Source organism: Ruegeria sp. C2 (assembly GCF_056537765.1).
Genome location: NZ_JBQFRZ010000001.1, coordinates 1231159 through 1246209 on the forward strand (window position 1 = coordinate 1231159; position 15051 = coordinate 1246209).

Genomic DNA, 15051 nt, shown 5'->3' on the forward strand with positions numbered 1-15051 from the left:
AACCTGCTCGCGGCGCCCTATGATATGAGCCAACCGTTAATTTTCTCAGCCGGAGTTTTCATATGCCCGACGTTTCAGACATCGCCCCAGACTTTACGCTGCCTCGCGACGGCGGCGGAGAAGTGACCCTGTCGGAACAGCGTGGCCGCGCCGTCGTTCTGTTTTTCTACCCCCGCGATGATACGCCGGGCTGCACCAAGGAATCCATCGGTTTCTCGGAACAGCTTCAAGCATTTAGTGACGCAGGTGCTAACGTTTTCGGCATCTCGCGTGATACCGTCGCCAAGCATGACAAGTTTGTCGCCAAACACGGGCTGACGACGCCGCTATTGTCTGACGAAGGCCAGACCGTGTGCGAGGATTATGGCGTCTGGGTCGAAAAGAACATGTACGGCCGGAAATCCATGGGCATCGAACGCTCGACCTTTCTAATCGGTGCCGAGGGCAAGATCGCGCGCGTCTGGCGCAAGGTGAAAGTGCCCGGCCATGTCGACGAGGTGCTGGAGGCCGTGCAGGCGCTCTGACCCTCTCGACCCGCGCGGACATACGGGGTATGCCCCGCGCGATGCAGCGCAGGGGGCGACCGTGGCGAAAACACTGACCGAAATGGCGACCGAGGTTCTGACCACGGCAGACGGGCGCGCAAAGACCGCGTTGTCCAAACGCCATGCCGCCGCGTGGTTTGCCGCCCGCAACGGCGAAACGCCGGGAATCGAGATCGGCACGGCAGAACCGCCCTTGTCGCCCGCGCGTCCGGATAAGCCCGAACTCCTGTCACCTCGCGATGTGCCGCGCCGCAGGCCGGGCTCCGAGGCAGGACGGATCGCGCTGTTGCACGCCGTCGCGCATATCGAGTTGAACGCGGTGGACCTGCATTGGGACATCATCGCGCGGTTCGGCCATGTCCCGATGCCAATCGGTTTCTACGACGACTGGGTGAAATGCGCCGAAGAAGAATCGCGCCACTTCGAGATGGTCTGCGATTGCCTTGAGCAGATGGACAGCCACTACGGCGCCCTGCCCGCCCATGCGGGCATGTGGCGCGCCGCCGAAGACACCGCCCACGATCTGATGGGCCGCCTCGCCGTGGTTCCCATGGTGCTCGAGGCGCGCGGGCTGGATGTAACCCCGGGCATGATCGACATCTTCCGCAAAGCCAAAGCTGATGACGCTGTCGCGGCGCTCGAAGTGATCTATGCCGAAGAGGTCGGCCACGTCGCCTATGGCTCGAAATGGTTCCACTTCCTGTGCGGACGTGAAAACGCCGATCCCAAAGATGTATTTCACAACCTCGTCCGCCGCTATTTCCACGGCGCACTGAAGCCTCCCTTCAACGAAGAGAAACGCGCCGAGGCCGGCCTGCCGCCCGATTTCTACTGGCCACTGACCGAAGATCTGCCACCGCCTGGAGGTGTGGCAGACTGACCGCAAACGCCCGGTTTAGGCAAATTACCGCCGATCGCCTGCGGGAAACCCCCGGTTCGGGCTGTGAATTGGTTAACAAACTTGCCCGAATGATCCGTCCGCATTATGCAATCGCCCCAAGGAGCGGCTACTCACTCACGATCGGCTCCGGGATATGGGGACAACTGAGGTAGGACGCGTGCGGACACGTCTGGCAATCAAACTACACTCACTGCTCGAGCGGCACTTTCCTGAACGCCGGGTATTTCTGAAATCCGACAATGACACACGGTTCATTCGGCTGAGTTCTGAGACTCAGATCGCGGCCGTGACAGGGGTCGGCATCATGGTCGCCTGGACCGCGATTGCCACCTCGATCCTGCTGATGGACAGCATCGGATCAGGCAATTTCCGCGAGCAGGCCAAGCGCGATCAGGCCACTTATCAGGAACGCCTGAACATCCTGTCATCGGAACGGGACGCCCGCGCAGCAGAGGCGTTGGCCGCCCATGAGCGCTTCAATGCAGCGCTTGAACAGGTCTCGGCCATGCAATCCGAATTGCTGGAATCGGAAAATCGCCGTCGCGAGCTGGAAACGGGAATCGAGGTTATCCAGACCACCCTGCGCGCCACCATGAAGCAGCGTGAAGAGGCCCGCATCGAATTGGCGGACCTGCAACAAAGCGCCATTGGAGATGCAGCTTACGTGATGGCTTCGGCCAATCCGGTCCAGATGGCATTCATGACCGACGCATTGGCGCGCACTGCAGCGCAACGCGACCAGATCGCTGCCGACGCACAGGGAGCTCTGGATCAAAAGGATGAGCTTGAGCTTGAAATTCGCCTCATGCAGGAACGCAGCGACGAGATCTTCCGCCAGTTGGAAGAGGCCATGTTGATCTCGGTCGAACCGCTGGACAAGATGTTCCGCAGCGCAGGTATGCCAACAGATCGTATCCTCGAAGAGGTCCGGCGCGGATATAGCGGTATGGGCGGTCCGCTGACCCCTTTATCCCTGAGCACACGCGGTGAGGAACTGACCCCCGACCAGATCCGCGCCAATATCCTACTGGAACAGATGGACCAGCTGAATCTCTATCGCATCGCTGCCGAAAAGGCCCCCTTCGCCAGCCCGGTGCGCGCCGCAGTTCGCTTCACCAGCGGCTACGGCACCCGTCGCGACCCCAAGACCGGTGGACGCCGTATGCATAACGGCACAGATTTCGCGGGTCCGCAGGGCACTGATATCTTCGCGACCGCTGACGGAGTCGTCACCCACGCGGGCTGGCAATCGGGCTTTGGACGGCTGGTCAAGATCAGGCACGCGTTCGGGATTGAGACACTTTACGCTCATAACACCAAGTTACGCGTAAAGGTTGGTCAAAGGGTCTCGCGCGGGGATCATATTGCTGATATGGGTAGCACCGGACGGTCGACCGGCACACACCTGCACTATGAGGTGCGCGTGAACGGAAAACCTGTAAACCCAATGACTTACATCAAGGCTGCGAGAAATGTTTTCTAAGAGCAAAATCAACGAGCCCGGATCGAAAGAGACTGAGGCAGCAAAACCGGCCGCACCGGCCACCCCGGCGGCGCCCGCACCGGCTGAAACCAAGGCCAGCACCCCGCCCAAGGCCAAGCCACCTGCATCGGTCCTGTCGTCGGATCTGCACATCACCGGTAACCTGAAGACCTCGGGCGATATCCAGGTTGAGGGCACTGTCGAAGGCGACATCCGCGCCCACCTGCTGACCATCGGCGAAACCGCCACCATCAAGGGCGAAGTCACCGCAGATGACGTCGTGGTCAATGGTCGTATCGTGGGCCGCGTGCGTGGCCTGAAGGTCCGCCTGACCTCGACCGCACGTGTCGAAGGCGACATCATCCACAAGACCATCGCCATCGAAAGCGGCGCGCATTTCGAAGGCTCCGTACAGCGTCAAGACGACCCGCTGAACCCGGGCCGCAGTGGCAAATCCGGTGCCAATCCGGCGGCGGAAGTGAAGCAGTAACGCTCCGGTCAACGAAGTAGCAAAATCAATTGGCGCCGCAGGACTACCTGCGGCGTTTTTTTGTTTTGTGGGTGTTCGCCTAAGCCTGGCAATGATCACAATGTGGACAAAGAGGCCGAAGAGGCCGCTCTACTGAAAGTCCACTTTCCTTTGGCCAGCGACTTCTTTAGGACTAGCAGCCGTTTCGTAAAGCTAGAGGGAACAAACAATGCGGCAGGTTTTGGTTACTGGATCATCCGGTCGGATCGGCCAGGCATTCTTTACCGCGTATCAGGAGCGCTATGAGTTTGTGCTGACTGATATAAAGGAGCCTACGCAACCGGTCCCGGGTCCGCATCGCTTTGTGCAATCTGATCTTTCTGATGTAAATGCCGCTGACGCATTGTGCCAGGGCGTGGACGCGGTTGTGCATCTTGCTGGCGTGCCAGACCCAGACGCTGAATTTGACGATGTGCTGCCCGCCAATATCTTGGCGACAACCTATTTGATTGAATCCGCTCGTAAGGCAAAGGTCAGTCGCTTCGTCTACGCCAGCAGCGCGCAAACTATCGAAGGATACCCTGTAGACCGACAGATTGTGCCGGGGATGGCCGTCGCTCCGGCCAATCTCTACGGTGTCTCCAAGTGTTATGGGGAAGCTCTGTGTTCACTCTACGCAACGCGCTTCGGTATGTCCTGCGTTTCCTTGCGAATAGGGGCGTTCGAGCCTGCTGACGGCCCGCCGCTTGAAACCAAGCGCGATCTCAGCGCTTGGCTTAGCCATCGTGATGCAACTCACCTGATTGATCGAGCAATTCTAGCTGAGATTAACGGGAGTTTCATTGCACACGGAATCTCAAACAATCGTTTCAAACGGCTAGATTTGACCGAAACCTGCAAAGTTCTGGGATACGCGCCACAGGATGACGCATTTTCGACCTTCCCGATACCCTCTGCCTAATATCGACGTTCGGTCGCGATGCAGAACCGGTCGAAGAGGACGCAGAACAAACATTCTTGATCAACCGGACACGGAACCAAGCTCCGCAACAACGCCTCCAATCTGACGTATCTTAGCCGGAATTCCCCGACCATTCACAATTTCACAAAAAGTATTTTTTGAATTACCCTTAAAGCCATTGTTTTTCGGAGGAGATTCCATGTCATCAAAACTCATGGCCGAATTCTTCGGCACGTTCTGGCTGGTGCTGGGCGGTTGCGGCAGCGCGGTGCTGGCCGCGGGTGTGGCCGATGTGGGCATCGGCTGGCTGGGCGTATCCTTCGCCTTTGGCCTGACCGTACTGACCATGGCCTACGCTGTCGGTCATATCTCGGGCGGGCACTTCAACCCGGCGGTCAGCCTCGGGCTGATGATCGGCGGGCGGTTCGACGCCAAGGATCTGATCCCCTATTGGATCGCTCAGGTAATCGGCGCCATCGTTGCGGCAGCCGTTCTCTATCTGATCGTCAGTGGCGCGCCGGGGTTTGAGGGTGTGGGCGGCTTTGCCTCCAACGGATATGGCGAGGCGTCACCAGAAGGGTATTCGATGATGTCTGCCCTGGTGATCGAAATCGTCCTCACGGCGTTTTTCATCGTGATCATCCTGGGCGCGACCTCCAGCGGAGCCCCCGCCGGATTCGCCCCGATAGCAATCGGATTGGGGCTGACACTGATCCACCTGATCTCGATCCCGGTGACCAACACATCTGTAAACCCCGCCCGCTCAACCGGCGTGGCGCTGTTTGCCGATGGTCCGGCGCTGGCGCAGCTTTGGCTGTTCTGGGTGGCACCATTGATCGGTGGCGCGATTGGCGCGCTGATCTGGAAGGTTATGACAACCGACGACTGACTTGGACGTCAGATAAATTCTACCCGCCGCCCTGAAAATCGCGATACCATCGCGCGACAGGGCGGCGGTATCCAGCGTCGCGCCAATGATTTGGGAGGACGCAATGAACAAGCTCATCACAACGGCGTTTCTGGGCTGCTTGGCCTCTGCCAGCTGGGCCAACGAGCAATGGTTGACCATTCCGCAGGCCCCGGCCATGCCCAAAGCCGCAACCTCCGGCACCGCCGAGGTTAACGGCATCGACATGTATTACGCCACCTATGGAGAGAGCGACGGCATCCCCATCCTGATGATCCATGGCGGCCTCGCGCATGGGGATATCTGGGCAGCGCAGGTGGCGGACCTCGCGCAGGATCACTCTGTCATCGTTGCGGATACACGCGGGCACGGACGCTCGACCAACGACGGCAGCACCTATGCCTATGATCTTCTGGCGCGGGATTATCTGGCTCTGCTGGATCACTTAGACATCGATCAGGTCCATCTGGTCGGCTGGTCGGACGGCGCCAATATCGGCTATACGATTTCGACCACCGCACCGGATCGGTTGGCCAGCCACTTCGCCCATGCGGGCAACGTCACGCTGGACGGTATCGACCCGTCGGTCGAAACCAACGCAGTTTTCGGCACCTATGTCGGCATGATGACAGAGGATTATGCCCAGATGTCACCTACCCCGGATGGGTTCGAAGCGTTTCTGGGTGGAGTCGCGGCCATGTGGGCGACGGAAAAGCCCGGCGGCCTTGAAGGGTTGGCATCGGTTACGGTCCCCACGCTGGTCGTGCAAAGCGCACATGACGAAGCGATCCTGACCGAACATTCAAAGGCTATCTCCGAGGCCATCCCCGGTGCCGATCTTTTGATTCTGGAAGATGTGAGTCATTTTGCGTCTTTTCAGGACGCGGAGGGATATACCAAGGCAATCCGGGACTTTATTGATCAATAGTCCAAAGCCCGGCGCCGCAACCAGCGCCGGGCTTATTTCTTATTCCGTAACAGTGACTTTTTTCATCGCATCAGGCTGACCGATCACAGCACCATTCGGGCCATCGCCCCGCTTGATCGCATCAACCACATCCATGCCATCTGTCACCTGACCGACAACAGTATACTGGCCGTTCAGGAACGGGCCAGGCTCGAACATGATGAAGAACTGCGAGTTCGCGCTGTCAGGATCCTGCGCACGCGCCATGCCGACAACGCCGCGATCATAGTTGTAGTCCGAAAACTCGGCAGGCAGATCGGGGCGATCCGAACCGCCGGTACCCGCGCGACGCATGTCGCCACCGATACGGCCAAACTCAACATCGCCGGTCTGTGCCATGAAGCCGTCGATCACGCGGTGAAACACTACGCCATCATACTGACCAGCGGCAGCCAGGGCGGTGATCTGCTCAACGTGTTTAGGTGCAAGGTCTTCGAACAGATCAACGGTGACGGTGCCATTGGCCCCTTCACCTTCGATTTCGATTTCAAGACCGGTGGCCAGCGCCGGGCTGGCCAGCAATGCAAACGCGGCGGCCAGCTTATACATCGGCGGCCACCTTGACGCTGATCATGCGGTCAGGGCTTGCAGGCGGCTCGCCACGGGTGATGGCGTCCACATGCTCCATCCCTTCGATGACGCGGCCATAGACGGTGTACTGGCCGTTCAGGAAGTGATTGTCCTTGAAGTTGATGAAGAACTGAGAGTTGGCCGAATCCGGGTTGGCCGAGCGCGCGGCGCCCAGCGTACCGCGATCGTGGGGCAGTTTCGAGAACTCAGCCGGAACGTTGGGCAGCGAAGAACCACCTGTACCCGCCATGCGCAGATTGAACCCATCTTCCATGTCGCCATGCTGCACGTCGCCGGTCTGTGCCATGAACCCGTCGATCACGCGGTGGAAAGCAACGTTGTCATATTCACCACCACGGGCCAGCTCTTTCATGCGGGCCGAATGCTGAGGGGCCACATCAGGCAACAGCTCGATAACGACATTGCCGTCTTTCAGCTCGACGATGATTGTGTTTTCGGGGTCTTTGATCTCGGCCATGTGGCCCTCCTGTCTTTGAAACTTGCGCAAATACCTATGACGCGGGCGCACGAATGCCAAGTGACGCATTGACCTGAGGGCAAAATGCAGGAAAAGAACCGCCTGACACTGGATGCAATGGGCAAGGACAAGCGCGATGGGCTGGAAATCTCTGGACGATATGGATCTGAACGGCAAACGGGTTCTGGTGCGCGTGGATATCAATGTTCCCGTCGCAGATGGCGCAGTCACGGATGACACGCGTATCCAGCGCATCGTGCCCACCGTACGCGACATCCTCGCCGCAGGTGGCAAGCCGATCCTGCTGGCGCACTTCGGACGCCCCAAGGGCGAACGCGTTGCCGAGATGTCTTTGAAACAACTGGTTCCCACCCTTGAGGCCGCATTCGGCACGCCGGTTCGTTTTGCCGATGATTGCGTCGGGCCAGAAGCAGAAGCCGCTGCCGCATCACTGGATGACGGAGAGGTTCTTCTGCTGGAAAACACTCGCTTCCATGCCGAAGAGACTAAGAACAGCTTCGCCCTGGCCGAAGGCATGGCGAAGCTGGGCGATATCTATTGCAACGATGCCTTCTCAGCCGCGCACCGCGCCCATAGCTCGACCGAGGCGCTTGCCCGCCTGCTGCCCGCCTGCGCCGGTCGCCTGATGCAACAGGAGCTGAGCGCCCTTGAGGCCGCTCTGGGCGCGCCCAAGCGGCCTGTCACCGCAGTTGTCGGGGGCGCAAAAGTGTCGACCAAACTGGACCTGCTGGGCAACTTGATCGAGAAGGTTGATTACCTGGTTATTGGCGGTGGCATGGCGAATACCTTCCTGGTGGCCAAAGGCGTCGACGTCGGCAAGTCCCTTGCAGAACACGCGATGACCGACACAGCCGCCGAGATCCTGAACAAGGCCGAAACCGCAGGCTGCACCATTGTGTTGCCGTGTGACATCGTCGTGGCCGAGGCATTCGAGGCCAACGCGCCGCATCAAGTCCTGCCCGCTGATCAATGCCCCTCGGACGCCATGATCTTGGACGCAGGCCCCGTAAGCGTCGCCGCAGTGTCCGAAGTGCTGGAGAAAAGCCAGACCCTGATCTGGAACGGCCCTCTTGGCGCATTCGAACTCACCCCGTTCGACGCGGCCACCAACGCCGCCGCCCTGAAAGCCGCAGCGTTGACCCGCGATGGCAAACTGACCTCGGTCGCTGGCGGAGGCGACACGGTCGCAGCGCTGAATGCCTCTGGCGCGGCGGCCGATTTCTCGTATATCTCCACCGCTGGCGGCGCCTTCCTGGAATGGATGGAAGGCAAGACTTTGCCAGGCGTGGCAGCACTGGATCAATAAGCGCCCAAAGTTCAGGCCTCAGCTTTTTCGTCACAGGGGATTCACAAGGCGAATCACCTGTGACATAGTGCGTTCAGACATCCGCAAAGGGTGCGTTTCTGAGGCAGTTTGTTATACGGCGGTTAACACAGTGACCCGTTCCCATCGGCCCGGTCTGGGGGCTTTCATCTTCTTCTCGGTTGCCTTCATGCTGGGCGTATATTTCACCTTTGCCGCTGTGCAGGGGGACTACGGCCTGTTTCGCCGCGTTGAGATTGCAGCGGAACGCAACGCCCTATCGCGCGATCTGGCCCAACTGAACGCCGAGATCGACCGGATGGAAAACCTGACCCGCCGCCTGTCGGACACCTATCTTGATCTCGATCTGTTGGATCAGCAGGCCCGCTCGGTCCTTGGTATGATCCGCGCGGATGAGATCGTCATCCGCTGACAAAATTTTTCGTCGAAAAATCTCTGCACCGTCTCGCCCAATAAATAAGCTCCCGCCAGCCGCAATTCGCGCGCTTGCCTCCGCGTCACTTTTACCCTCGCCAGATGAGGAGAAATGCCTTAATAGATAGTTTAACGCTAAACTATCTTGCCGAAAGGGGGAGATCGCCACTATGGCTGCGCGAAAAACCACAAAGAAACCAAATGTTTCTGCGGAAGAACTGACCACATATTACCGCGAGATGCTGCTGATCCGCCGATTCGAGGAAAAAGCGGGCCAACTCTACGGAATGGGTCTGATCGGCGGTTTCTGCCACCTCTATATCGGTCAGGAAGCGGTTGTTGTCGGCCTTGAGGCTGCCGCCAAAGAGGGCGACAAGCGGATCACATCCTACCGTGATCACGGCCACATGCTGGCCTGCGGCATGGACCCGGGCGGCGTGATGGCCGAACTCACCGGGCGCGAGGGCGGCCTGTCCAAGGGCAAAGGCGGCTCAATGCACATGTTCTCGAAAGAGAAGCATTTCTACGGCGGCCACGGTATTGTCGGTGCTCAGGTGCCGCTGGGTGCGGGTCTGGCTTTCGCCGACAAGTACAAAGAAAATGGTGGCGTGACCTTCACCTATTTCGGGGACGGCGCGGCCAACCAGGGTCAGGTCTATGAGACCTTCAACATGGCGGCCTTGTGGGAACTGCCGGTGGTTTTCGTGATCGAGAACAACCAATACGCCATGGGCACCGCTCAGGCGCGCTCGACTTCTTCCGCTGACATCTACCACCGCGGCCAGGCCTTTGGGATACCCGGTGAAATGGTCAACGGCATGGACGTGCTGGCGGTCAAAGCCGCCGGCGAAAAAGCGGTGGCCCACTGCCGCGCGGGCAAAGGCCCCTACATCCTTGAGGTCAAGACCTACCGCTACCGCGGCCACTCGATGTCCGACCCGGCCAAATACCGCACCCGCGAAGAGGTTCAGAAGGTCCGAGAACAAAGTGACCCGATCGAACATGTGCGCGAGCTGCTGCTGACCGGCAAACACGCGACCGAGGATGACCTGAAGGCGATCGACAAAGAGATCAAAGAGATCGTCAACCAGGCCGCCGAATTCTCGAAAGAAAGCCCCGAGCCGTCGCTGGATGAGCTCTGGACAGATATCTACGCCTGAGAGGACGAATAGACATGGCAACCGAAATTCTCATGCCCGCCCTTTCGCCCACGATGGAAGAGGGCACGCTGGCCAAATGGCTGGTCAAGGAAGGCGACACCGTATCCTCGGGCGATATCATGGCCGAGATCGAAACCGACAAGGCGACGATGGAGTTCGAAGCCGTCGATGAAGGCATCGTCGGTAAGATCCTGATCGACGAAGGCACCGAAGGGGTCAAGGTCAACACCCCCATCGCGATCCTGGTTGAAGAAGGCGAAGACGCCTCCGCCCTGCCCGCGGCTGCACCCGCAGCCGCAGCGGTGACCGAAGCCGCCCCTGCGGCGGTTGAGGCCCCCGCTCCGACAGCAGCCCCTGCTGCTCCGGTTGTGGACCTGTCGCCCGATTGGCCGGCCGACGCTGAAATGAAGACCGAGACCGTCCGCGAAGCGCTTCGCGATGCGATGGCCGAGGAAATGCGTGGTGACGGAGACGTCTACCTGATGGGTGAAGAAGTCGCCGAGTATCAGGGCGCTTATAAAATCTCGCAAGGTCTGCTCGACGAATTCGGCCCTAAACGCGTGATCGACACGCCGATCACCGAGCATGGCTTTGCCGGTATCGCGGTCGGGTCGGCCTTTGGTGGCCTGAAACCGATTGTCGAATTCATGACCTTCAACTTCGCCATGCAGGCGATTGACCACATCATCAACTCGGCTGCCAAGACGCTCTATATGTCCGGCGGTCAGATGGGTTGTCCCATCGTGTTCCGTGGCCCCAACGGTGCCGCCGCCCGCGTGGCCGCGCAGCACTCTCAGGACTACGCCGCGTGGTACATGCAGATTCCCGGTCTGAAAGTCGTCATGCCCTATTCGGCAGCCGACGCCAAAGGTCTGCTAAAATCGGCGATCCGTGATCCCAACCCGGTGATCTTCCTGGAAAACGAAATCCTCTACGGTCGGTCCTTCGACGTACCGCAGGTGGATGACCTGACCATCCCGCTGGGCAAGGCGCGCATCTGGCGCGAGGGCTCTGACGTGACCATCGTCAGCTTTGGCATCGGCATGCAATACGCATTGGAAGCCGCAGACAAACTGGCCGAAGACGGCATCAGCGCCGAAGTGATCGACCTGCGCACCATCCGCCCGATGGACACCGGCGCGATCATCAACTCGGTGATGAAAACCAACCGTCTTGTGACCGTCGAAGAAGGCTGGCCGCAGGGTTCCGTCGGTAGCTACATCAGCTCGGTGGTCATGCAGGAAGCGTTCGATTATCTCGACGGTCCGGTCATCACCCTCACCGGCAAAGATGTTCCGATGCCATATGCCGCGAACCTCGAAAAGCTGGCGCTGATCACCACGGATGAGGTGATCGCAGCGGTGAAACAGGTGACCTACCGGTAATGGAGATCAGGGGCCGCGATCCAGCAACCGAATGCTACCGTGTCGAGATTGACATCGACAACCGGACCGTGCGGGCGCTTGTGCCCGAACGGCTGGCGGCGGATATGCGGTTGATCGGCGCGCGCCCCTCGCACCAGACAGCCTATGTCTGGATGGCTGAAAACAAAGATAAAATCGAGGCTGCGATTGCGACGCTCGCACGCGGCACCGGGCGCCCAAGGGCGCCTTTTGACCAAATTACTTTGATTGAGGAGCGCTGAGATGCCCACCGAAATCCTGATGCCCGCCCTGTCCCCAACGATGGAGGAAGGCACGCTTGCAAAATGGCTCGTCAAAGAGGGCGACACTGTCTCCTCGGGCGACCTGCTGGCCGAAATTGAAACCGACAAGGCGACGATGGAGTTCGAGGCCGTCGACGAAGGCACCATCGGCAAGATCCTGATCGCTGAGGGCACCGAAGGCGTCAAGGTCAACACCGCCATCGCAGTTCTGCTGGAAGATGGTGAAAGCGCTGATGATATCGCGGCCGCACCCGCCGCTGCTCCAGCGGCTGCACCTGCAGCCGCAGCGGGCAACGAGGCTGCCGCGTCAGCGGCACCCGAGGCGCCCGCCCCTGCTCCGGCAGCTCCGGTCAAAGCCGATGGTGGTCGCATCTTCGCCTCCCCGCTGGCCCGTCGGATTGCCTCGCAAAAGGGTCTGGATCTGGCTCAGATTACCGGCTCCGGCCCACATGGACGTATCGTCAAGGCGGATGTCGAAAGCGCAACTGCCGCGCCTGCTGCGGCACCAGCGCCCGCAGCTGCAGCAGCCCCAGCCGCCGCGCCTGCAGGGCCTTCGGCGGATGCTGTCGCCAAGATGTACGAAGGGCGCGATTACGAGGAAATCAAACTCGACGGCATGCGCAAGACCATCGCCGCACGCCTGTCCGAAGCCAAACAGACCATCCCGCATTTCTATCTGCGCCGCGATATCAAGCTGGACGCGCTGCTCAAGTTCCGCAGCCAGTTGAACAAGCAGCTCGAAGGCCGGGGCGTGAAGCTCAGCGTCAACGATTTCATCATCAAGGCCGTCGCCAACGCGTTGCAGCAGGTTCCCGAATGCAACGCTGTCTGGGCGGGCGACCGGGTTCTGCAACTTAAACCTTCCGACGTAGCGGTTGCCGTTGCGATCGAAGGCGGCTTGTTCACACCGGTTCTGCAGGACGCTGACACCAAATCACTCTCGGCACTCTCGACCGAGATGAAGGACCTCGCCGGTCGCGCACGCGAGCGCAAGCTGGCCCCGCATGAATACCAGGGCGGCACCTTCGCGGTCTCGAACCTCGGCATGTTCGGCATCGACAATTTCGACGCTATCGTGAACCCGCCGCATGCAGGTATTCTGGCCGTAGGCACTGGTCTGAAGAAACCGGTTGTAGGTGATGATGGCGAGCTGACGGTTGCAACTGTCATGTCCGTTACAATGTCAGTCGATCACCGCGTCATCGACGGCGCTCTTGGCGCGCAGTTGCTGCAAGCCATCGTCGATAATCTGGAAAACCCGATGGTCATGCTGGCCTGACACAATCGCCGCTGCCGGGGTTCAGACCCCGGCGGGGCCTCTCGCGATCACCGCTGTGATGTGAGAAAGCGTGATCAGCCCGACGGTTGCTCACGCCCCCCGATTTCCCCACCTTCATGCAGACAGTTTTGCAATCCAAAGGTGGACCATGCGCATTTCTGACCTGACCAAAACCCTGCTTCTGGTTGCCGTGACCGCAACTACACTCCCTGCGGCTGCAATCGCGAAGCCCAACAGCTATCCGGGTGAGAATTCCAAGTTCAATTCCACCGACCCTGCCGTGATCGCACAGCAAAAAGCCGAGCGTCAGAGGCGCATCGAATTGCGGAAACAAAAGCGTGAAGAGCGGCGGCGCGAGCGGCAGAACCGAAAGAACAACCGCTCGAACTGATCCTTACTGGTCTTTCCCCAGCATGTGATCCATCGAGATCGAAGGCTGCTCGCAGCCTGCTTCACCCACGATCTTGGCGGGAATGCCAGCGACGGTCTTGCATGGCGGCACTTCTTGCAGCACCACCGAACCCGCCGCGATGCGGCTGCAATGACCAACCTCGATATTGCCCAGCACCTTGGCCCCGGCTCCGATCAGAACACCGTCGCCGATAGTGGGGTGGCGCTGCTCCTCTTCCTTGCCGGTCCCGCCCAGCGTCACCGAATGCAGCATCGAGACATTGTCGCCCACCACGGCGGTTTCGCCGATCACGATGGAATGGGCGTGGTCGATCATGATCCCCTTGCCGATTCTGGCGGCAGGATGAATGTCGATCCCGAAAATCTCGGACGAGCGCATCTGGAAGAAATAGGCCAGATCATGGCGGCCCTTGCGCCACAGCCAATGGGCCACGCGATAGGCCTGCATGGCCTGATAGCCTTTGAAGTACAGGATCGGCTGTAGCAACCGGTGGCAGGCCGGATCACGCTCATACACCGCCATCAGGTCAGCGCGCGCGGCTTCAATCAGCCCCTTGTCGTCGGCATAGGCCTCATCCACGATCTCTCGCAGCACCATCATCGACATTTCGTTCGAGCACAGCTTGGCCGAGATACGGTAGGACAATGCGCGTTCAAGACTGCGGTGATGCAGAACACAGGCATGCACCAACCCGCCCATCAGCGGTTCTTTCTCCACGGCCGCCTGGGCCTCGGATGTGATACGATCCCAAACCGGATCGACAGGGGTGACTTGGCTGCGCGTTTCGAACATGGCTTTGATCCTTTGCTCCGCCTAGAATGCCATCTAGTGATAAAATCACCAAACGCAAACCCTTGATGTGCCCTACAACAAAAAATGAACCCTGACGATCTGAAGTATTTCAAAGACTTGATCCACCAAAACTTGACTGCCCTGCAAACCCAATCCGAAAGCGGGCAAGAGGCGCAGGCCGTGGTCGAGCTCGATCAACAGGCAGTTGGGCGGCTCAGCCGCATGGATGCCTTGCAGAATCAGGCCATGGCCAAGGCGCAGCAGGCGCGCAGGGATACCGAAACCCTGCGCCTTCAGGCCGCGCTGGATCGCATGGCCGAGGGTGAATACGGCTATTGCGAAGATTGCGGTGAGGATATCCCGCGCGGCAGGTTAGAGCTGGATCTGGCCGCCACCAAATGCGTCAGCTGCGCCTCCGGCTGATATGAAACCGGATCAGGGCGCTCAGAACCATTTCAAAACACTGGCAATATTGCAGATCGTCAAAACCCGGCTCATCCGCCAGTGCCCGGCTGCGCGCCGCGCTCATCAAGGCACCGTTGCCATAGACCGGGTGCAACCGTCTGGTCGCTCGGACATGCCTGTCCGCGCGTTCGGCTTCGGCGATCATCCGGACGCATAATCGACGACGTTCCGGCGACGGCGCGGCCAGCAATGCCCGCGCCGCCGCGCTGATATCTCCGTGCAGAACGGGACGCATGG

At 59.6% G+C, this 15051-nt stretch carries 19 protein-coding genes; 15 read left to right on the plus strand and 4 right to left on the minus strand.

The features are described from left to right. Nucleotides 1-62 precede the first annotated feature (62 nt). From ACR0IV_RS06230 to ACR0IV_RS06260, 7 genes are all read left to right on the plus strand, one after another. Nucleotides 63-524: a peroxiredoxin gene (locus ACR0IV_RS06230; protein WP_480657364.1), complete on the plus strand. Its 462-nt coding sequence runs from the start codon at nt 63-65 to the stop codon at nt 522-524. A gap of 82 nt (nt 525-606) precedes the next feature. Further along, a complete protein-coding gene (locus ACR0IV_RS06235) occupies nt 607-1425 on the plus strand; it encodes a ferritin-like domain-containing protein (RefSeq protein WP_480658550.1) in 819 nt (272 codons plus the stop codon). Between the two features lie 178 nt (nt 1426-1603). Further along, on the plus strand, nt 1604-2929 hold the full coding sequence (locus tag ACR0IV_RS06240; protein ID WP_480658548.1) for a DUF5930 domain-containing protein: 1326 nt from the start codon (nt 1604-1606) through the stop codon (nt 2927-2929). Continuing rightward, nucleotides 2919-3419 carry a bactofilin family protein gene (locus ACR0IV_RS06245; RefSeq protein ID WP_480469492.1) on the plus strand — a complete coding sequence of 167 codons (501 nt, stop codon included), beginning with the start codon at nt 2919-2921 and terminating at the stop codon, nt 3417-3419. Before ACR0IV_RS06240 ends, ACR0IV_RS06245 begins: the two co-directional genes overlap by 11 nt. A 208-nt stretch (nt 3420-3627) precedes the next feature. After that, nucleotides 3628-4359 (plus strand): NAD-dependent epimerase/dehydratase family protein, encoded by a 732-nt coding sequence (locus ACR0IV_RS06250; protein WP_480657363.1) that lies wholly within the window; start codon nt 3628-3630, stop codon nt 4357-4359. A gap of 199 nt (nt 4360-4558) precedes the next feature. Then, nucleotides 4559-5248, plus strand: coding sequence for an aquaporin Z (gene aqpZ, locus ACR0IV_RS06255; RefSeq protein WP_480469490.1), 690 nt, complete (start codon nt 4559-4561; stop codon nt 5246-5248). A 103-nt stretch (nt 5249-5351) separates the two neighbouring features. Continuing rightward, nucleotides 5352-6194, plus strand: coding sequence for an alpha/beta fold hydrolase (locus ACR0IV_RS06260; RefSeq protein WP_480657361.1), 843 nt, complete (start codon nt 5352-5354; stop codon nt 6192-6194). Between the two features lie 39 nt (nt 6195-6233). Here the strand turns inward: ACR0IV_RS06260 and ACR0IV_RS06265 are convergent, their stop codons facing one another. Beyond that, nucleotides 6234-6782, minus strand: coding sequence for a peptidylprolyl isomerase (locus ACR0IV_RS06265; protein WP_480469488.1), 549 nt, complete (start codon nt 6780-6782; stop codon nt 6234-6236). Next, nucleotides 6775-7281, minus strand: coding sequence for a peptidylprolyl isomerase (locus ACR0IV_RS06270; RefSeq protein WP_480469487.1), 507 nt, complete (start codon nt 7279-7281; stop codon nt 6775-6777). Before ACR0IV_RS06270 ends, ACR0IV_RS06265 begins: the two co-directional genes overlap by 8 nt. Nucleotides 7282-7417: 136 nt before the next feature. Between ACR0IV_RS06270 and ACR0IV_RS06275 the strand changes: the two genes are divergently transcribed. The 7 genes from ACR0IV_RS06275 (at nt 7418) to ACR0IV_RS06305 (ending at nt 13536) form a co-directional block, all read left to right on the plus strand. Beyond that, nucleotides 7418-8608 carry a phosphoglycerate kinase gene (locus ACR0IV_RS06275; RefSeq protein WP_480657360.1) on the plus strand — a complete coding sequence of 397 codons (1191 nt, stop codon included), beginning with the start codon at nt 7418-7420 and terminating at the stop codon, nt 8606-8608. 130 nt (nt 8609-8738) lie between these two features. Then, nucleotides 8739-9038 (plus strand): FtsB family cell division protein, encoded by a 300-nt coding sequence (locus ACR0IV_RS06280; RefSeq protein WP_480469485.1) that lies wholly within the window; start codon nt 8739-8741, stop codon nt 9036-9038. A gap of 172 nt (nt 9039-9210) precedes the next feature. Continuing rightward, nucleotides 9211-10200, plus strand: coding sequence for a pyruvate dehydrogenase (acetyl-transferring) E1 component subunit alpha (gene pdhA, locus ACR0IV_RS06285; RefSeq protein ID WP_170585104.1), 990 nt, complete (start codon nt 9211-9213; stop codon nt 10198-10200). 14 nt (nt 10201-10214) lie between these two features. Continuing rightward, on the plus strand, nt 10215-11585 hold the full coding sequence (locus ACR0IV_RS06290; RefSeq protein ID WP_480657359.1) for a pyruvate dehydrogenase complex E1 component subunit beta: 1371 nt from the start codon (nt 10215-10217) through the stop codon (nt 11583-11585). After that, nucleotides 11585-11845: a hypothetical protein gene (locus tag ACR0IV_RS06295; protein WP_480657358.1), complete on the plus strand. Its 261-nt coding sequence runs from the start codon at nt 11585-11587 to the stop codon at nt 11843-11845. Before ACR0IV_RS06290 ends, ACR0IV_RS06295 begins: the two co-directional genes overlap by 1 nt. Before the next feature lies 1 nt (nt 11846). Continuing rightward, nucleotides 11847-13145 carry a pyruvate dehydrogenase complex dihydrolipoamide acetyltransferase gene (locus tag ACR0IV_RS06300; RefSeq protein ID WP_480657357.1) on the plus strand — a complete coding sequence of 433 codons (1299 nt, stop codon included), beginning with the start codon at nt 11847-11849 and terminating at the stop codon, nt 13143-13145. Nucleotides 13146-13293: 148 nt separating this feature from the next. Then, a complete protein-coding gene (locus ACR0IV_RS06305) occupies nt 13294-13536 on the plus strand; it encodes a hypothetical protein (RefSeq protein WP_480469481.1) in 243 nt (80 codons plus the stop codon). Nucleotides 13537-13539: 3 nt separating this feature from the next. Here the strand turns inward: ACR0IV_RS06305 and cysE are convergent, their stop codons facing one another. After that, on the minus strand, nt 13540-14349 hold the full coding sequence (gene cysE, locus ACR0IV_RS06310; protein WP_480469480.1) for a serine O-acetyltransferase: 810 nt from the start codon (nt 14347-14349) through the stop codon (nt 13540-13542). Nucleotides 14350-14433: 84 nt separating this feature from the next. Between cysE and ACR0IV_RS06315 the strand changes: the two genes are divergently transcribed. After that, entirely contained in the window at nt 14434-14772 is a 339-nt protein-coding gene (locus ACR0IV_RS06315) for a TraR/DksA family transcriptional regulator (RefSeq protein WP_480469479.1), read from the plus strand. Here ACR0IV_RS06315 and ACR0IV_RS06320 read toward each other — a convergent pair. Then, complete coding sequence (locus ACR0IV_RS06320) at nt 14753-15049, minus strand: DUF7742 family protein (RefSeq protein WP_480657356.1); 297 nt, start codon at nt 15047-15049, stop codon at nt 14753-14755. The genes ACR0IV_RS06315 and ACR0IV_RS06320 overlap by 20 nt on opposite strands. Between the last annotated feature and the right edge of the window lie 2 nt (nt 15050-15051).